This window comes from Nonomuraea phyllanthi, from assembly GCF_006334985.2.
Taxonomy (GTDB): domain Bacteria; phylum Actinomycetota; class Actinomycetes; order Streptosporangiales; family Streptosporangiaceae; genus Nonomuraea; species Nonomuraea phyllanthi.
This window is the reverse complement of sequence record NZ_VDLX02000014.1, coordinates 111,516-127,968: the sequence shown is the minus strand read 5'-3', so window position 1 is coordinate 127,968 and position 16,453 is coordinate 111,516. Positions and strand designations below refer to the sequence as shown.

Here is a 16,453-nt window from a genome sequence, read left to right as displayed (position 1 = left end):
TCAGGCGGCCCGCGGCCGGAGCGGTTCTTGACAACAATCTTGACTCGCCAGTCCCGCTCTTTGCGATACCTTGAGTACCGAATGATCACGATTGGAGGCCGTGTGATGACGGAGCAGGGCGGGGACGCGTCGAAGGGGATCGACGTCACCAGGCCGAGCGTCGCCCGCATGTATGACTACTACCTCGGAGGAAAGGACAACTTCGAGATCGACCGCGAGGCCGTGCGGCGGGTCGAGCGGGCGATGCCCGAGATCCGTCAGCTGGCCCAGGAGAACCGCGCCTTCCTGCGCCGCGCGGTGCGCCACATGGCGCGGCAGGGCATCCGGCAGTTCATCGACATCGGCTCGGGGCTGCCGACCGTGGGCAACACGCATGAGATCGCGCAGCAGATCGTCCCGGACGCCCGGGTGGTCTACGTCGACAACGACCCGGTGGTGCTGCAGCACGGCCGCGCGCTGCTGGCGACCGACGCCAACACCACGGTGGCCGCCGCCGACATGCGGCGCCCGGCCGACGTCCTGCGGCACGAGGAGACCGCCAAGCTCATCGACTTCGGCGAGCCCGTCGGCGTGCTGATGATCGCCATGATCCACTTTCTCACCCTGGAGGAGCGCGGCCTGGTCATGGGCGAGTTGCTCGACGCCCTGCCGTCCGGCAGCCGGCTCACGGCGACGCACGTCACCGGCGACGGTCACTCGGCGGACGCGGTCGCGCAGATCGAGTCGGTCTACGCGGCCACGCCGACCCCCATCTATTTCCGCGGGCACGCCGAGGTGGCGCGCTTCTTCGAGGGCTTCGACCTGGTGGAGCCCGGCCTGGTCACCATCGACAAGTGGCATCCGGATCCGGAGGACCCGGCCCCGACGGCCACGAGGTGGCTGTACGGCGGTGTCGGCCGTAAGCCGTAAGAGCGCCTTTTCATCCGAGAAGCCCGGCGTCCGTCACTTTATGTGAAAACCCTCACCATTACGATCACGAACCGTGTGCTGACAAAGAGTCAACCCACCATTCGCGTTGATTCTTCGCATCCGTAGCTTGAAGTACATAGGTCCCATCGGCATAGTGGACGGGAATCACAGGCGTCACAGTCGTGGCGGACGCTCCCGGGGGCGGTGCCGGTTCGCGACTGCCAAGCGGCGCATATCACCATGCGCGGAATTGGACTTGATGGATGAGCTCGCCCCCGCCGATCCGTACCAAGCTGCTCAGGATCCTCCTGCTTCCGCTGGTCTCCATGGTCGCCCTGTGGGGGTTCATCGCCTATTCCAGCGTGGAGGAGATCGTCACGGTCTCCCAGACGCAGGACCGCTGGGAGGCCATCGGCTCGCCGGTGCTGCAGCTGATCGTCGAGCTGCAGAAGGAGCGCCAGCTCTCCGCCGAGGCGCCGCGCGGCACCGGCAAGTACGCGCCGCTGGCCGAGCAGCGCAAGGTCACCGACGCCAAGGTGCAGCACCTGCGTGAGGTCATCGGCTCGGTCGACGCCGGGTCGGCGGACGCGCAGACGCCGGCCCAGGTGCGGGCGCTGGAGGAGGCGCTCGACGGGCTCCAGTCGCTGCGGGCCTCCGCCGACGGCGGCGTGCTGGCCCCGCCGCTGGCCATCATCGAGGCCTACAACAACGTGATCAGCGTGGCCAACCGGCAGTTCAACGACCGCGACGCGCTGAGCAGCGTCTCGTCCTTCCGTTCCGTGCGCGGTATGGCCGCCTACAACGCCACGGCCGAATACCTGGGCCAGGAGCACGCCATCCTCACCAGCACGATCGTGCAGCGCAGGATGAGCCCCACCGACCGCGCGGCGTTCGTCGCCGCCATGACCAACCGCCGCATCGTCTTCGCCAACGCCGAGCGCGACGCCGGCCCCGAGCTGCGGGCCAACTACGACAAGCTGGTCGCCGGCGCCCCGTACACGCGGCTGGTGGACTCCGAGGACGAGCTGTTCTCGTGGGACACCAGCGGCGGCGGGCCGCCGGTGGAACCCGCCGTGTGGAAGAGCGACGCCGAGGCCCTCCTCGCCGCGATCAACCGCGACACGCAGGCGGAGCTCAACCGGGCCGCGATGGAGGCGCAGGACCAGAAGGTCGGCGCGTACTGGCGGATCGGCATCGTCCTGCTGCTGGGCCTGGCCGCGGTCGTCGTGTCCGTGGCGCTGTCGCTGCGGTTCGGCCGCTCGCTGATCGCCGAGCTCAGCCGGCTGCAGGCGTCGGCGGTGGAGCTGGCCGAGCAGCGGCTGCCCCGGCTGGTCGAGCGGCTGCGCCGCGGCGACGACGTGGACCCGGCCACGGAGGCCCCCGGCCTCGATCCCGCCGACACCGCCGAGGTGAACCGGGTGGTGAACGCCTTCTCCGCCGTACGCAGGACCGCGGTCGAGGCGGCGGTGGGGCAGGCGACCCTCCGCAAGGGCGTCGGCCTGGTCTTCCTCAACCTGGCCCGGCGCAACCAGGCGCTGCTGCACCGCCAGCTCGGCCTGCTCGACACCATGGAACGCCGCGTGGACGAGCCGGACGTCCTGGAGGACCTGTTCAAGCTCGACCACCTGACCACCCGCATGCGGCGGCACGCCGAGAACCTGATCATCCTGTCCGGCTCGGTCCCGGCGCGCCGCTGGCGCGACCCGGTGCCGCTGTTCGACGTCGTACGCGCGGCGGTGCTGGAGGTCGAGGACTACACCCGCGTCACCGTCGTGCCGATGCCCGACGCCCCGCTCCTCGTCGGCGCCGCCGTCACCGACGTGATCCACCTGGTCGCCGAGCTGGTCGAGAACGCCACCGCCTACTCGCCGCCCGACACGACCGTGCACGTCCGCAGCATGACGGCGGCCAACGGCTTCGCGCTGGAGGTCGAGGACCGGGGCCTGGGGCTGAACCAGGCGACCCTCGACGAGCTCAACGCCCGGCTCGCCGACCCGCCGGAGTTCGACCTGGCCGACAGCGACCGGCTCGGCCTGTTCGTGGTGGCCAGGCTGGCGGCCCGGCACGGCATCAAGATCTCGCTGCGCCGCTCGCCGTACGAGGGGACCACCGCGATCGTGCTGCTGCCCACCATGCTGCTCGCCGAGGGCGGGATCCCGGCCGTCGCCGCCGGGGTCCGGCAGCCGGAGCCGGCCGTCGCCCGCGTGGCCAAGCCGGTGCGCGCGCTCGGCGCGGGCCCCACGTCCTCCGCCGAGCCGGTCTGGCCTCCCGCCCCCGAACAGGGCGGCGGCCCCGAGCCGGTGCGCGCGACCTGGTTCGATGCCGCGCCCGCGCCCAGGACGCCACCGATGACGACCCCCATGACGCCGCCGATGACGCACCTGACACCACCGCACCCGACACCACCGCACACGACGCCGTCACACCCGGTGCCATCACAACCGGTGCCGTCACAACCGGTGCCGTCACAAGCGGCGCCGCCGCCGACGGCCGAGACCGGGCCGACTCCTCAGGAGCCGGCGAACGGCCACCCGGCCGGCGGCTCCAACGGCCATCCGAACGGGGCGTCCAACGGCCACCCCAACGGCCACCCCAACAGCGGGGTTAACGGCGCGAACGAGACCGGCGCGGCCCAGGAGGCGGACGACGACCTCGACGGGCTGCCGATGCGGGTGCCGCAGACCAACCTGGCCCCCCAGCTGCGCGCCGACAGCAGGCGCCCGGAGCGGCGCTCCGCCCCGGCACGCTCGCCGGAGGAGCTCGCCCAGCTCATGTCGTCCATGCAGAACGGCTGGCGGCAAGGCCGCCGCCAGGCGGAGCAGGGACAAGATTTGTGGAACCGAAAGGACGACCATCCCGATGCCCGACCCCAGAAGTGAACTGAGCTGGCTGCTCGACGACCTCACCCAGCGTGTTCCCGGCATCCGGCACGCCATCGTCCTGTCCGCCGACGGCCTGGCCATGGGCGGCTCCCGCGAGCTGACCCGCGAGGACGCGGAGCACCTGTCCGCCATCTCCGCGGGCAGCCACAGCCTGGCCATGGGCGCCGGACGGCACTTCGGCCTCGGCGGTGTACGCCAGACCATCATCGAGATGGAGGAGGGCTTCCTGTTCGTCACCGCCGCCGGCCAGGGCGCCCGGCTGGCCGTGCTCGCCTCGGCCGACGCCGAGCTCGGCATGGTCACGTACGAGATGGCTCTCATGGTCAAGAGGGTCGGCGAGCACCTCTCCGCGCAGCCGAGGGGAGCGGCACCGGCACCCGCCTGGAACGGCGCGAGACCGTGACAGAGGAGGATCCCGGCCCCCTGCTGCGGCTCTTCGGGCTGACCGGGGGCCGGGCGCGCCCGCAGGGAGAGGCGTTCGACCTGGTGGCCATCGTCGTGACGGTCAGCGGCTCGTACGAGCCGGCCGAGCTGATCCCGGAGCACCGCGCCGTGCTGTCGTTGTGCCGCAGGCCCACGCCCGTGGCGGACGTCGCGGCGCACCTCGAGCTGCCGCTCAACATCACCCGGGTGATCCTCGGCGACCTGCGGAGAGAGGGCCTGATCAACATCGAGCGCCCGGGCCCCGTCGCGCAGACGATCGACGAACGCATCTACAGGGAAGTTCTGCATGGACTACGCAGCCTCTGAGCCGGGGACCACGGCGGTCGCCTCCGCCCTGGCCATCAAGATCCTCATCGCGGGCGGCTTCGGTGTCGGCAAGACCACCATGGTCGGCACGATCAGCGAGATCCGGCCGCTGCACACCGAGGAGCTGCTGAGCGAGCGGGGCGTCGGGGTGGACGACACCGCGGGCGTGGAGTCCAAGACCACCACCACGGTCGCGCTGGACTTCGGCCGCATCACCATCCGCGACGGGCTGTGGCTGTACCTGTTCGGCACGCCGGGCCAGGACCGCTTCTGGTTCATGTGGGACGAGCTGGCGGTCGGCGCGCTCGGCGCGGTCGTGCTGGCCGACACCCGCCGCCTGAAGGACTGCTTCCCCGCGGTCGACTACTTCGAGCAGCGGGGAGTCCCGTTCGTGGTCGCCGTGAACTGCTTCGACGGCGCCCGCCGCTACGACCCGGCCAAGGTGCGCAGGGCGCTCGCGCTGAAGGAGAACATCCCGGTCGTGCTGTGCGACGTGCGCAGGCGCGACTCGGTCAGGGACGTGCTCACCACGCTCGTCACGTACGCGGTGAAGGGCGTCTGACCCCTCCCAGGGCGCGGTCAGGTGGTGATGACCTCCCGGCAGACGTCGGGCGGCAGGACCTCGTGGCCTGAACCGTGCCATTCGGTCACCAGCACGGTGGCGTCGTCGTGCAGCCTGCCGCCGTGGTATTCGAGGATGTTCCTGATCAGGCGGCGCAGCGTCTCCGGGACCGGCAGGCCGGAGGCGCTGTGCCGGATGATGAAGTCGACGAACCGCGTCAGCCCGAACTCGCGGCCCTGGGCGGCGCCGGCCTCGACGATGCCGTCGGTGTAGAACAGCAGCCGGTCGCCCGGCTCCAGCTGCTCGTGGCAGACGGTGACGGGCAGGTCGATGTCCAGGCCCAGCGGGTGGGCGGGCGGGCAGGCCAGCATGGTGGTCCAGCGGCCGCCGCGGATCAGCACCGGCGCGGGGTGACCGCGGTTGATCCAGGTGAGCAGGCCGGTGCGCAGGTTCAGGTCGGCCATGACGGCGGTCACGTACCGCGTGGCGCGCCCGAACTCGTTGATCAGCACCTGCTCGATGGCCTGGCTGTTGGCGATCAGGTCCATGTCCTGGCGGCGGTGGTTGCGGCTGGCGGCCATGGCGAGGTTGGCGGTCAGGCCCGCCGAGACGTCGTGGCCCATCGCGTCGTAGACGGCCACGTGGAGGATGTCACCGTACAGGGAGTAGTCGAACACGTCGCCGCCGACCTCGTAGGCCGGCTCGATCACGCCGCCCACGGTGACGTCGGGCGAGGCGAAGGTCAGCGGCGGCAGCAGCTGCCACTGCATCTCGGCGGCCACGTTCATCGACCGCGACCGCACCATGCGCTGGTACCCGTCGCTCTGCGTGCGCCGGCTCACCACCAGGAGTGCCATCAGGCCGGCCAGGTGCACGGCGGCCTCCGGGCAGTCGTCCGCGTCGCTGGCGACCCGCAGCAGCCCCAGCCGCTCGGTGCCGTCCAGCAGCGGGATCCACCAGCAGGGCTCGCCGCCGTCGCCGCGCTGCGGCAGGGCGCGCACCTCCTGAAAGGCGCGCCCTCCCAGGCTGCCGTCCACCCGCAGCTCGCCGGCCGGCTCCGCGTCGGCGTGGTCGGCCCGCAACCGGCGCAGCACCCGCTGCTGCAGGTCCGCCAGGTACAGGGTCACCTCGCCGAGGCCGGCCCGCGTGGCGGCCTCGGTGGCCAGCGCGGGCAGGCGGTCGAACGTGGTCGTGTGGCTGGCCTTGAGTATGTCGACCAGCATGCGCTCGGATCCTCCCGCTTCACTCATGCCCGCTCCTACCGGTACGTCCCCGATCTTTACGGTCTGGTCACTGCCGTTCCCGCTGACAGCGGCTGAAACCCGTACGAGACCGCCGTCAGGCTGTGGCCACCCAGGGCATGTCCCGGACCGACGGGTGCTGGCGGGTGGCCGGGCCGGAGGGGGCTTCCTGGGCGCCGCGCCGCCCGCCCGGCGAGCCGGTGCAGATCGGGCACGGGCCGCCGTCCGCGGCCGGATGGGAGCAGCGCCCGTCGGCGCCGAGAATGCGCCGCAGGTCGTCCTGGTGGATGGGCTGGACGGTGATGAGCAGGTCGGCCAGCGCGGCATGGGCGTAGGCGATGGCCCGGGTCAGCTCCTCGCGTTCGGCCGCGACCACCGGGGCGCGCCCGAGCAGGAGCGTCAGCTCCCGCAGCCGCGCGCCGAACCGCGCGCACTCGCCGATGACCTGTGGGGCCACTTCGGCGGTATCTGGTGATTTCATCGGCTCACAGTAGGGTGATCCGTACGAGATGGCCGCAAGACGCGCATGCCGGTGGCGAGAACTTGACCGCGCGCGGCTTAACCATTTGTCGGCGATGCGGCGCTTCGGAGACGATCAAGTATGACCGTGACACCGGAGCTGCTCGCCTACTACGGACAGGACAGGGAGCACGCCCGGCTCCGCGAGGGGCGCGGGCGGCTGGAGCTGTGGCGCACCCAGGACGTGCTGCGCCGGGTGCTGCCACCGGCTCCGGCCAGGGTGCTCGACGTCGGCGGCGGGCCCGGCACGCACGCGGAGTGGCTGAGCGCCGACGGCTACGAGGTCGAGCTGCTCGACCCGATCGCGCTCCACGTGCGGCACGCCTCGCGGCTGAGCGGGGTGACGGCCCGGCTGGGCGACGCCCGGCACCTGCCCGTGCCGGACGCGAGCGTGGACGCGGTGCTGCTGCTCGGCCCGCTCTACCACCTGCACGAGCGGGCCGACCGGGTGCGGGCCCTGGCGGAGGCCCGGCGCGCCGTACGGCCCGGGGGCGTGGTGGCGGCGGCGACCATCAACCGCTACGCGGCCATGCACGACACGATCTACCACGGTCACTACCTGCAGGAAAGGGAGCGGCGGGCCGTCCACGCGGCCCTCGCGGACGGGATCATGCTCTCTCCGGGGCATGGCTTCACCGCGTACATGCACGATCCCGAGGAGGTGCCGGGGGAGTTCGCCGACGCCGGCTTCGCCGAGGCCGTGCGGTACGGGCTGGAGGGGCGTTCTGGCTCTACGGCGACGTCGGCGACTGGCTCGACGACCCGGAGCGCCGGGAGCTCATGCTCGACGCCCAGCGCTCGATGGAGTCGGTGCCGTCGCTGCTCGGCGTCAGCGGCCACCTGCTCACCGTGTCGCGGCGCGATCGCTGATCCAGGGGCCGCCGAGGCGCCCCGCCCCGCCCGCGCGCCCGGAGGCGCGGGAGCGGGCCGGCCGTCACTTGCTCGCCGTCACTTCTTGAAGGCGTCCTTCATCTTCTTGCCGGCGTCCTTGATCTTCTCGCCGGCCTGCTTCATGCTTCCCTGCGCCTGGTCGGCGCGTCCCTCGGAGCGCATCCGCTCGTCGTCGGTGGCGCGTCCCGCGGTCTTCTTCGCCCGCCCCTTGAGCTCTTCGCCCTTGTTGCGCATCTTGTCCTTGCCGGCCATGTGCGTGCCTTTCTGGTCGTATCCCCCGGAAGCTCGTATCCCCCCGGACGCGCTGTCACCTTTCCGAACGAAAGGCCAGGAAACGCATCATGTCGGGCAGGCCGACAGGTACGGCTCAGTTGACGGGAGTGACCGGTGCGCGCCCGGCCAGCACGGCGGCCACGTTGTCCACCGCCAGGCCGCACATCCGCTCCCGCGTCGCCGTCCCGGCGCTGCCGATGTGCGGCGTGAGCACGGTGTTGGGGAGCTTGGCCAGCTCGGGGTCCACGTGCGGCTCGTTGTCGAAGACGTCCAGCCCGGCGGCGGCGATCGTGCCGGAGCGCAGCGCCTCGATCAGGGCCCGCTCGTCCACGACGCCGCCCCTCGCGGTGTTGACCAGGACCGCCGTGGGCTTCATGCGCCGCAGCGCGGCGGCGTCGATGAGGTGGCGCGTGCGGGGCGTCAGCGGGCAGTGCAGAGTCACCACGTCGCTGCGCTCAAGCAGCTCGGGCAGCTCGACGAACTCGACGCCCCGGCGGTCCTCGTCGCTGAGCGGCGAGGAGGTGGGCGTGGCCAGCACGGGCATGTCGAAGGCGCGTGCCCGGCGGGCCACCGCCCGGCCGATCCGGCCGTAGCCGACCACGCCGAGGGTCGCGCCGGCGCTGAGGTCGATGCCGAGCATCATCCGCGGGCCCCAGATCCACGGAGTGCCCTCGCGGATCAGCCGGTCACCGTCGAGCACCCGCCGTGAGGCGGCGAGGATCAGCGCGAACGCGAGGTCGGCCGTCGCGCCGTCGAGCACGCCCGGGGTGTTGGTCACGCGCACCCCGCGCTCGGTGGCCGCGGCCACGTCGATGTTGTCGTAGCCGACGGCCACGTTGGCGACGACGCGCAGGCCGGGCCCGGCGGCGTCCAGCAGCTCCGCGTCGATCCGCTCGGTCAGCGTGCACACCACCGCCGCCGCGCCCGCCACCTCGCGCAGCAGCGTGGCTCGGCCGGGCGGCTCCTCGGCGCCGATGATCGCGGGACGGTCCAGCTCACGGACCCTGGCCAGGGCGGCGTCGGTCAGCGTGCGGGTGACGTAGATGTGGTCGTTCATCTGCCCTTCTCCGTGGATGTCGGCGGCCATCCATTACTACACCGCCGTCAGGATTCGTCCGCGACCGCGTAGGTGCTCGACCGGAACAGGAAGGAGGCCCAGGAGCGGTAGGGGCGCCAGGACTCGGCCAGCTTCCGGTAGGCGGACGGCGGCGCGTCCTCGGGCAGGCCGTACGCCTCGCGCAGGATCGCGAACAGGCGCGGCTCGTCGCCGGGGAAGGCGTCGGGCGCGCCCGCGCCGCGGATGAGGATCAGGCCCGCCGAGAACGGCCCCACCCCGGGCAGGGCGCGCAGCTCCGCCAGCGCCTCCTGCGGGTCGAGGGCGCGCAGGTGCTCGGTGGTGAGCAGGCCGTCGAGCGCGGCCCTGGCCAGGCCGCGCACCCACTCCTCCTTCTGCGGCGGCAGCCCGAGCCCGCCCGCGTCCACGAGCGTCATGGGCGGCGGGAAGGCCGCGTACGCCTGCCCGTCCACCTCGACCCGCGCCCCGTGGCGCTCGGCGATGCGCTGCTTGATCCGGGAGGCGATGAGCATCGACGACCGCTGCACGATGACGGCCCAGCAGGCCGCCTCCCACGGGCTCCAGAAGCAGACCGGGCGCAGGCCGGGGGAGCGGCGCTGCAGGTCGCCGAGCACCGGGTCGGCCTCGCCCGGCGCGGCGAAGCCGCTGCCGTCCACGTCGAGGGAGAGGATGCGCGCCACCTCGCGCCGGATGCCCGGCCCGGCGGGGCGGGTGGTGGCGACGGCCACGCCGCCCGGCGCCGCGCTCACCCGCACGCCGATCGGCAGCCAGTCGGACTCGGCGCAGTAGGCGAAGCGCAGCGACCGCCCGTCGGAGGGCAGCGCGCTGGTGGCCGGCCAGTCCTCGACGAAGCGCAGCGCGGCCGCGAAGTCGTACGGGCCGTCGGCGGTGAGCGTGAATCCGTGCGTGGTCATGCGCCGCATGGTAGGGGCCGGAACCGACTGCTGGTGAATGTGCTGGATCCGGGGGTAGGGGGGCGCGTGACGCCGGAGAAGAAACGGGGGAACGTCATGAGCCGCATCCAGGAATGGCTGAGGAAGGCGGAGGACTTCGCCAGAGGGCACTCCAAGCAGGCCGACCAGATGGTGGACCGGGCCGAGGAGTTCGCCAAGGAGCGGACCGGTCACAAGTACGACGACCAGATCGGGAAGGGCGCCGACACGGTGCAGCACCGGTACGGCGGCGGCCAGGGCGAGGGCGCCCCTCAGGAGCCGCCGACGTCCGACCCTCAGCAGCCGCCGAGGTCCGACGGAGAGAGGTGAATCCGCCTCACCTGTCCTCGGCGAAGGCGAGGTAACGCTCGGCTGAGCGGCGGACGGCCCGTGCGCCGTCCTCGTAGACGACGCGTTTCCACCAGCCTCCGTACACCCTGTCGAAATCGTACGGCTCCAGGAGGTCCAGGGCCCGGCGCACTACGTGCGGACGCTCCGGGATGTAGTTGGGGTAGCTGTACATGAAGCTCACCCAGCGCCGGTCCTGGACGACTCCAAGGATGTCTCCTGAGAACAGGACGTTCTGGGACGACCAGTGCAGCACCTGGCCGCCCGGGAAGTGGACCCCCGCGTTGACCAGCGTGAGGTCCTCGGACAGCCGGTGCGTGTCGCCTTCCCAGAAGACCACCGCGTCGTCCGGCCTGGCCACCCACTGCCGGTCGGAGGCGTGGATGTACACCGGCGCGTCGAAGGCGTGCGCCCACTCGATCATGGAGCCGTAGAAGTGGGGGTGGCTGATGGCGATGGCCGCCACCCCGCCCAGCTCCTTGACCTGCGCGACCAGCTCGTCGTCCAGGTAGGAGACCATGTCCCAGAGCACGTTGCCCTCCGGCGCGCGGACGAGCAGCGCGCGCTGGCCGATCGAGGTCGGCGGGGCGGTGCCGATGCCGATCACCCCCGGACCCTCCTCCTCCACCCGGCCCCGGTGACCCTCGGCCGCCAGTTGCGCCATGGTGGTCCACTGCTGGCCGTCCCAGCCGACGTACTGGCGCTCGTCCTCGCAGATCGGGCAGTCCGGGCGCGGCTCGGCGTACTGGACACCGCAGGTGCGGCATATGGGTAGATCGGGCATGCGGTCAGCATAGGACGGCACCCGCTCCGATACGGTGATCGCATGGTCAAGGGCGGGTTACTGGTCGCGGGCACCACGTCCGACGCGGGCAAGAGCGTGGTGACGGCCGGGATCTGCCGGTGGCTGGCCCGCCGGGGCGTGCGCGTCGCGCCGTTCAAGGCCCAGAACATGTCGCTCAACTCGTACGTCACCGCCGACGGCGCCGAGATCGGCCGGGCGCAGGCGGCGCAGGCGCGGGCCGCCGGCCTGGAGCCGGTCGCGGACATGAACCCCGTCCTGCTCAAGCCGGGCAGCGACCGCCGCAGCCAGGTCGTGCTCATGGGCAGGCCGGTGGCGGACGTGGACGCGATGGAGTACGGCGCGCTCCGTGACCTCCTGCGCGGCACGGCGCTGGAGGCCCTGGAGCGGCTCAGGAAGCAGTACGACGTGGTCATATGCGAGGGCGCCGGCAGCCCCGCCGAGATCAACCTGCGGCGCGGCGACCTCGCCAACATGGGCCTGGCCAGGGCCGCGAACCTGCCCGTGATCGTGGTGGGCGACATCGACAGGGGAGGGGTGTTCGCCGCGTTCTACGGCACGGTGGGCCTCCTGGACGCCGCCGACCAGTCGCACATTTCAGGATTTGTCGTGAACAAGTTCAGGGGTGCGCGGGAGCTGCTGGAGCCCGGCCTCGACCAGCTCAGGCGGCTGACCGGGCGTGCGGTGTACGGCGTGCTGCCCTGGCTCGACGGGCTCTGGCTGGACGTCGAGGACTCACTGGCCCTGGACGGCCGCCAGGTCGCGGCGCGCGGCCCGTACGGCAGGCAGACCCTCCGGGTGGCGGTCGTGCGGCTGCCCAGGATCTCCAACTTCACCGACGTGGACGCGCTGGCCGCCGAGCCGGGCGTCGTGGTGCGCTTCGTGACGGAACCGGTCGAGCTGGACGACGCCGACCTGGTCGTGCTGCCGGGGTCGAAGGCCACGGTCCACGATCTGGCGTGGCTGCGCGAGCGCGGGCTCGCGGCGGAGATCGCCGAGCGCGAGCGGCCCGTGCTGGGCATCTGCGGCGGGTTCCAGATGCTCGGGCGGGAGATCGTGGACACGGTCGAGTCGGGCGAGGGCCGGGTCGAGGGGCTCGGCAGGCTGCCGGTACGCGTGGAGTTCGCCGAGGACAAGCGGCTCGGGCGGCCCGAGGGCAGCGCGTACGGGCAGCCGGTGCGCGCGTACGAGATCCACCACGGGCGGGCCACGGTGGAGGGCGGCGAGCCGTTCCTGGACGGCTGCCGGGCCGGGAACGTGTGGGGCACCACCTGGCACGGCGCGCTGGAGAACGACGGGTTCCGCCGGGCCTTCCTGGCCGACGTGGCCGAGCGGGCCGGGCGCGACTTCACCCCGGCGCCCGACACGGACTTCGCGCGGCTCAGGGAGGAGCGGCTCGACGCGCTGGGGGACCTGGTGGAGCGGCACCTCGACACGGACGCCCTGCTCCGGCTGATCGAGCACGGCCCTTCGGACGTCCCCTTCCTGCCGCCTGGCGCGCTGGCCTAGCCGGGTCGCGACCTCGGGCCTGTCACGCCCGCCTAGCCGGGTCGCGACCTCCGGACCTGTCACGCCCGCCTGGCCAGGCCGCGACCTCCAGGCCTGTCGCGCCCGCCCGGCGTGCTGCGGCTCCGGGCGTTCCGCGCCCGCTCAGCCGGGCCGGCCGGGGCCGGGGCCGGGGCGGTCGGCGGGGGCGCGGGACAGGCGCTGGGCGTCGATCCAGGCGTCGATCTGCTCCCAGTGGCCGTACAGCCACCGCACCCGCTCGGCGCGCTCGCGCGGCACCTCGGCCGCCGGCACCCGCCACCACTTCGCGGTGATGTGAGCGCTGAAGGGCAGCTTGCGCCAGACATCCCCCAGCGTGACGAGGTCGTCGAGCCCGGTGTGCGCGACGAAGACGACGTCCGCCGACGGGCACGCCTCGATGGCGGTGATGGCGCCCTTCGGCCGGGGCGGCAGCAGGTGGTCCATGCCGCGCGCCCGCTCCGCCTCCTCGGCCAGCCCCTTCTCCTCCAGCCGCCTGATGGCCAGCCGGCGGCGGCGCGGCGTGAAGTTCCCGCCCTCGGGGAAGATCACCAGAGCGTCGTGCGCGCCCATCGTGGCGGCGAGGCGGTGGATCTCCTCGATGACGTGCTTCTGCCCGGACTTCCGGGGGACGAAGGCGTTCGGCAGGCGGTTGACCACCACGTCCACGGAGGGGTCGTACTGGAGCGCGGCCTTCATGACGATGCGCGGTCGCCGCTCATAGCGCGTCAGAAGGTGATAAATCAGCAAAAAGGAGTCGCCGGGGCCCGCGTGCCGCGACAGCACGATCACCGGCCGCGTCAGCTGCACGGCCCGCTCCCCGGGTGTCGCCACGGGCTCGTCGATCTCCACGGTCAGCCGGAAGACGCGCTCCGCCATCGCGTACACCCGGGTCAGGAACCACCGGATCAGCGCGTAGTGGCGCTCCTGCCGCCGCGCCCCGCCCGCCACCCACAACCACAGGCACGCGATCAGCACCGCCGACTCCAGCGTCAGCCACGCCGTGCCGAACCAGACGAACCGCGGCCCCCTGCGCTGCGGCGGCGGCAGGCGCAGCGAGGCCGCCGCCGTGACGACGAGCCAGAACGGCAACGTCACCAGCATGAACACGGTCACGACGATGACCAGAGGAGCCAGCACGAGCCGGCGCAGGATTCGTGGTGGGAGCACCGCGGCCTCCACGGGACGGTCTCCCCTTCATCCTCCCCCGTTCCGCAGATAGCGGGAAGACGCCTCGTAGGCCCGGTCGATGCAGGCGGAGATCTGCGAGACGTCGCGGTAGCGCAGCGTGGACAGCGGCGCGGTCACCCCGGCGGGCATCACGTGCACCTCCACGCCGGGCGGCAGGCTGGCCATGTCCTCGGCGAAGCGGTGCCTGCGCGCGATCTCGAACGCCACCATGCCCACCTCCCAGAACCGCCTGGGCGGCGCCAGCGGCCGTTCGATCCGCCCGACGTGCAGGACGAAGACCCGCCTGGCCCCGAGCTGCACGGCCCGCCCGACGGGGATGCTGTGCACCAGGCCCCCGTCGTAGAAGTGCTCGCCGCCGATCACCACGGGCGGCAGCAGCCCCGGCACCGCGCACGACGCCAGCACCGCCTCCACCAGCGGTCCGCCGGTGAACCAGTGCGCCGCGGCCCGCTCGACCGAGGCCGCCACGCACTGGAACGGCACCTCCAGGTCCTCGATCCGGGAAACCGGCACGGTCCTGCTCAGAACCTCGCGCAGCGGGCCGATCGGGTGCAGATGGGTGCCGGTCTTGGCCAGTGTGGACAACCTGGCCACCCAGGAGCCGGCGAACGCCGTACGTACGACGTCGGAGCGCCACAACGACACCAGCCGGCCGACCGCCTCGGAAGGGGCGGCGGCGATGACCGCCCCGTTCAGCGCGCCCACGGACGTGCCCACCACCAGGTCGGGACTGATGCCGGCCTCGTCGAGCGCCCGCAGCATCCCCACCTCGTGCGCGCCGAGCACGCCCCCGCCTCCGAGCACGAACGCCGTTTCCACGCACCCCACCCTCTCGTCGCCGCGTCCAGGAAGCAAAGCCATCCGCGGCCCGCGAAAGATCGGGGGTTGCCGCGGTCGAAATAGGGGGAAGCAGGGGTCGCCTTCCGGGGTGCCGTCAGGCACGTTCAACTCAACGTCAGCAAATGTTCAGAGAGGCGCCCCGAGCATGCGTATCCGGCTTCGCGGATCGAGGTTTACCAGAACCCTGCACTTACTCCTCGCCTTCACCCTGTCCTTCGGCCTCATGGCGCTGGGAAGCCCCGCGCGGGCCCAGACCACCGCGCCGCTGCGGATCCTGCTCACCACCGACGACGGCTACGAGGCGCCCCTCCTGGAGGACCTGCGCCAGGCCCTGACCAAGGCGGGCCACGACGTCACGGTCGTCGCGCCGGCCGCGGACTCCAGCGGCGTCGGCACCTCCATCAACATCGACTTCGGCTCGACACTGAAGGCGGCCGAGATGTCACCCGGGGTGTGGGCCGTCGAGGGCAGCCCGGTCGACGCGGTCGCGTTCGGGGTGAACACCGTACTCAAGAACGACCGGCCCGACCTGGTCGTCGCCGGTCCCAACGAGGGAGAGAACGTCGCCGCGCTGGTCAACCACAGCGGCACCGTGGGAGCCGCCATCGCCGCGCTGGCCGTCGGCGTCCCGTCCATCGCGGTGAGCGTCGCCAGGGACGGGTCCGAGCTGCCCAGCGCGGACGACGCCGTCGACTTCACGGTCAAGCTGGTGAACCGGGTGGCCGCCACCGCCTCGTACGGCGCCGTCCTGCCGCCGCACACGGCCCTCAACGTCAACTACCCGGCCCACCCGGCGGGCGAGGTGGCCTTCGCCAGGCTGGGCACGTCGCTGCCCGTCTCGACCGATTACGTCCCGGCCACCGACGTCTGCGCGGTGTGCTACCGGATCATGCCCGTCTTCTCCACCACCCCGGACCCGGTGGCCACCTCGGACCGCACCCTGCTGTCGGAGGGCAAGGTGACCATCACGCCGCTGAACGGCAGCTGGGAGGCCGACTCGAGGACCTTCTGGCGGATCCGCGACCGCCTGGGCCCGCTCACCCCCTGAGCGCCTGAAACCTTTCGGCCGGAACCCCTCGGGAGGGGTTCCGGCCGGCTTCAGTCGGTGACGGCGAGGCGGATGCCGAAGCCGACGATCACCACGCCGGTCACGCGGTCGAGGGCCCGCCGCACGGCCGGCGCGCGCAGGAACCCGCTCATCAGCGACGCGAACCCGATCAGCACCGCGCTCCACACCAGCCCCTCGGCCACGTGGACCCCCGCCAGCAGCAGCCCCATGGCCGCGTGCGGCGCCTCGTCCGGGATGAACTGCGGCAGCATCGCCACGTAGAACGCCCCGACCTTGGGGTTGAGCAGGTTCGTGAGCAGGCCCCGCCCGAATCCGGCCACGAACCGCACCGCCTGCTCCGGCTCGTCGTGCGCCGCCCGCCTGGCCAGGATCATGCGCAGGCCCATCCACACCAGGTACGCCACCCCGGCCCAGCGCAGGATCTCGTAGCCGAGCCGCGAGGCGGCCAGCAGCGCCGACAGCCCCGCCGCGGTGAGCACGCCCCAGATGAGGGTGCCGAGCTGGATGCCGAGCGTCACGCCCCAGGCCGGCCGCCTGCCCGCCAGCACCGACGTACGCAGGACGAGGGCCGTGTCGAGGCCGGGCGTGAGCGTGAGGAGCGCCACCACGGCGGCGAACGACCAGACCGATCCCGCGATGTCCATG

Annotated in this window: 17 protein-coding genes and 1 pseudogene; 9 read left to right on the top strand and 9 right to left on the bottom strand. The window is 72.2% G+C overall.

Annotation, left to right across the window (positions count from 1 at the left end; genetic code table 11):
• Window positions 1-105: 105 nt before the first annotated feature.
• From FH608_RS33135 to FH608_RS33115, 5 genes are all read left to right on the top strand, one after another.
• A complete protein-coding gene (locus FH608_RS33135; protein WP_139634307.1) occupies window positions 106-909 on the top strand; it encodes an SAM-dependent methyltransferase in 804 nt (267 codons plus the stop codon).
• Window positions 910-1,172: 263 nt separating this feature from the next.
• A complete protein-coding gene (locus tag FH608_RS33130; RefSeq protein ID WP_139634306.1) occupies window positions 1,173-3,788 on the top strand; it encodes a sensor histidine kinase in 2,616 nt (871 codons plus the stop codon).
• Window positions 3,769-4,194 carry a roadblock/LC7 domain-containing protein gene (locus FH608_RS33125; protein ID WP_139634305.1) on the top strand — a complete coding sequence of 142 codons (426 nt, stop codon included), beginning with the start codon at window positions 3,769-3,771 and terminating at the stop codon, window positions 4,192-4,194. The genes FH608_RS33130 and FH608_RS33125 overlap by 20 nt, the downstream gene beginning before the upstream one ends.
• On the top strand, window positions 4,191-4,541 hold the full coding sequence (locus FH608_RS33120; RefSeq protein ID WP_226900115.1) for a DUF742 domain-containing protein: 351 nt from the start codon (window positions 4,191-4,193) through the stop codon (window positions 4,539-4,541). The genes FH608_RS33125 and FH608_RS33120 overlap by 4 nt, the downstream gene beginning before the upstream one ends.
• Window positions 4,522-5,103 carry a GTP-binding protein gene (locus FH608_RS33115; RefSeq protein WP_139634303.1) on the top strand — a complete coding sequence of 194 codons (582 nt, stop codon included), beginning with the start codon at window positions 4,522-4,524 and terminating at the stop codon, window positions 5,101-5,103. The genes FH608_RS33120 and FH608_RS33115 overlap by 20 nt, the downstream gene beginning before the upstream one ends.
• A gap of 17 nt (window positions 5,104-5,120) precedes the next feature.
• Here FH608_RS33115 and FH608_RS33110 read toward each other — a convergent pair whose 3' ends face one another.
• Both FH608_RS33110 and FH608_RS33105 read right to left on the bottom strand, forming a co-directional pair.
• Window positions 5,121-6,353, bottom strand: coding sequence for a PP2C family protein-serine/threonine phosphatase (locus tag FH608_RS33110; RefSeq protein ID WP_226900114.1), 1,233 nt, complete (start codon window positions 6,351-6,353; stop codon window positions 5,121-5,123).
• Window positions 6,354-6,441: 88 nt separating this feature from the next.
• Window positions 6,442-6,825, bottom strand: coding sequence for a hypothetical protein (locus FH608_RS33105; RefSeq protein WP_139634302.1), 384 nt, complete (start codon window positions 6,823-6,825; stop codon window positions 6,442-6,444).
• Between the two features lie 120 nt (window positions 6,826-6,945).
• Between FH608_RS33105 and FH608_RS54500 the strand changes: the two are divergent.
• A pseudogene (locus FH608_RS54500) lies at window positions 6,946-7,374 on the top strand (class I SAM-dependent methyltransferase); the annotation flags it as partial.
• 437 nt (window positions 7,375-7,811) lie between these two features.
• Here the strand turns inward: FH608_RS54500 and FH608_RS33095 are convergent.
• The 3 genes from FH608_RS33095 to FH608_RS33085 form a co-directional block, all read right to left on the bottom strand.
• Window positions 7,812-8,006, bottom strand: a complete 195-nt coding sequence (locus FH608_RS33095) for a CsbD family protein (RefSeq protein WP_139634301.1) — start codon at window positions 8,004-8,006, stop codon at window positions 7,812-7,814.
• Between the two features lie 115 nt (window positions 8,007-8,121).
• Window positions 8,122-9,084 (bottom strand): 2-hydroxyacid dehydrogenase, encoded by a 963-nt coding sequence (locus FH608_RS33090; RefSeq protein WP_139634300.1) that lies wholly within the window; start codon window positions 9,082-9,084, stop codon window positions 8,122-8,124.
• A gap of 47 nt (window positions 9,085-9,131) precedes the next feature.
• Complete coding sequence (locus tag FH608_RS33085; protein WP_139634299.1) at window positions 9,132-10,016, bottom strand: DNA-3-methyladenine glycosylase family protein; 885 nt, start codon at window positions 10,014-10,016, stop codon at window positions 9,132-9,134.
• Between the two features lie 96 nt (window positions 10,017-10,112).
• On the opposite strand from FH608_RS33085, the gene FH608_RS33080 reads away from it, so the two are divergent.
• The gene (locus FH608_RS33080) at window positions 10,113-10,364 is read left to right on the top strand and encodes an antitoxin (RefSeq protein ID WP_226900113.1); all 252 of its coding nucleotides are present in this window, start codon (window positions 10,113-10,115) and stop codon (window positions 10,362-10,364) included.
• A 7-nt stretch (window positions 10,365-10,371) separates the two neighbouring features.
• Here FH608_RS33080 and FH608_RS33075 read toward each other — a convergent pair whose 3' ends face one another.
• Window positions 10,372-11,166: an MBL fold metallo-hydrolase gene (locus tag FH608_RS33075; RefSeq protein ID WP_139634298.1), complete on the bottom strand. Its 795-nt coding sequence runs from the start codon at window positions 11,164-11,166 to the stop codon at window positions 10,372-10,374.
• Between the two features lie 42 nt (window positions 11,167-11,208).
• Between FH608_RS33075 and FH608_RS33070 the strand changes: the two genes are divergently transcribed.
• On the top strand, window positions 11,209-12,693 hold the full coding sequence (locus FH608_RS33070) for a cobyric acid synthase (protein ID WP_139634297.1): 1,485 nt from the start codon (window positions 11,209-11,211) through the stop codon (window positions 12,691-12,693).
• A gap of 141 nt (window positions 12,694-12,834) precedes the next feature.
• Here FH608_RS33070 and FH608_RS33065 read toward each other — a convergent pair whose 3' ends face one another.
• Window positions 12,835-13,878, bottom strand: coding sequence for a 1-acyl-sn-glycerol-3-phosphate acyltransferase (locus FH608_RS33065; RefSeq protein WP_139634296.1), 1,044 nt, complete (start codon window positions 13,876-13,878; stop codon window positions 12,835-12,837).
• A gap of 27 nt (window positions 13,879-13,905) precedes the next feature.
• Window positions 13,906-14,718, bottom strand: a complete 813-nt coding sequence (locus FH608_RS33060) for a patatin-like phospholipase family protein (protein WP_226900112.1) — start codon at window positions 14,716-14,718, stop codon at window positions 13,906-13,908.
• Between the two features lie 244 nt (window positions 14,719-14,962).
• Here FH608_RS33060 and surE point away from each other — a divergent pair, with 244 nt between their 5' ends.
• A complete protein-coding gene (gene surE / locus FH608_RS33055; protein WP_193318763.1) occupies window positions 14,963-15,787 on the top strand; it encodes a 5'/3'-nucleotidase SurE in 825 nt (274 codons plus the stop codon).
• A gap of 50 nt (window positions 15,788-15,837) precedes the next feature.
• On the opposite strand, the gene FH608_RS33050 is transcribed toward surE, so the two are convergent.
• Complete coding sequence (locus FH608_RS33050; protein ID WP_139634293.1) at window positions 15,838-16,452, bottom strand: LysE family translocator; 615 nt, start codon at window positions 16,450-16,452, stop codon at window positions 15,838-15,840.
• Window position 16,453 lies beyond the last annotated feature (1 nt).

What these genes read in the sequence shown, in the direction of transcription:
- FH608_RS33135 (WP_139634307.1), top strand. Translation starts at nt 106, where the DNA reads ATGACGGAGCAGGGCGGGGACGCGTCGAAGGGGATCGACGTCACCAGG.
- FH608_RS33130 (WP_139634306.1), top strand. Translation starts at nt 1,173, where the DNA reads ATGAGCTCGCCCCCGCCGATCCGTACCAAGCTGCTCAGGATCCTCCTG.
- FH608_RS33125 (WP_139634305.1), top strand. Translation starts at nt 3,769, where the DNA reads ATGCCCGACCCCAGAAGTGAACTGAGCTGGCTGCTCGACGACCTCACC.
- FH608_RS33115 (WP_139634303.1), top strand. Translation starts at nt 4,522, where the DNA reads ATGGACTACGCAGCCTCTGAGCCGGGGACCACGGCGGTCGCCTCCGCC.
- FH608_RS33110 (WP_226900114.1), bottom strand. Translation starts at nt 6,353, where the DNA reads ATGAGTGAAGCGGGAGGATCCGAGCGCATGCTGGTCGACATACTCAAG.
- FH608_RS33105 (WP_139634302.1), bottom strand. Translation starts at nt 6,825, where the DNA reads ATGAAATCACCAGATACCGCCGAAGTGGCCCCACAGGTCATCGGCGAG.
- FH608_RS33095 (WP_139634301.1), bottom strand. Translation starts at nt 8,006, where the DNA reads ATGGCCGGCAAGGACAAGATGCGCAACAAGGGCGAAGAGCTCAAGGGG.
- FH608_RS33090 (WP_139634300.1), bottom strand. Translation starts at nt 9,084, where the DNA reads ATGAACGACCACATCTACGTCACCCGCACGCTGACCGACGCCGCCCTG.
- FH608_RS33085 (WP_139634299.1), bottom strand. Translation starts at nt 10,016, where the DNA reads ATGACCACGCACGGATTCACGCTCACCGCCGACGGCCCGTACGACTTC.
- FH608_RS33080 (WP_226900113.1), top strand. Translation starts at nt 10,113, where the DNA reads ATGAGCCGCATCCAGGAATGGCTGAGGAAGGCGGAGGACTTCGCCAGA.
- FH608_RS33075 (WP_139634298.1), bottom strand. Translation starts at nt 11,166, where the DNA reads ATGCCCGATCTACCCATATGCCGCACCTGCGGTGTCCAGTACGCCGAG.
- FH608_RS33070 (WP_139634297.1), top strand. Translation starts at nt 11,209, where the DNA reads ATGGTCAAGGGCGGGTTACTGGTCGCGGGCACCACGTCCGACGCGGGC.
- surE (WP_193318763.1), top strand. Translation starts at nt 14,963, where the DNA reads ATGGCGCTGGGAAGCCCCGCGCGGGCCCAGACCACCGCGCCGCTGCGG.
- FH608_RS33050 (WP_139634293.1), bottom strand. Translation starts at nt 16,452, where the DNA reads ATGGACATCGCGGGATCGGTCTGGTCGTTCGCCGCCGTGGTGGCGCTC.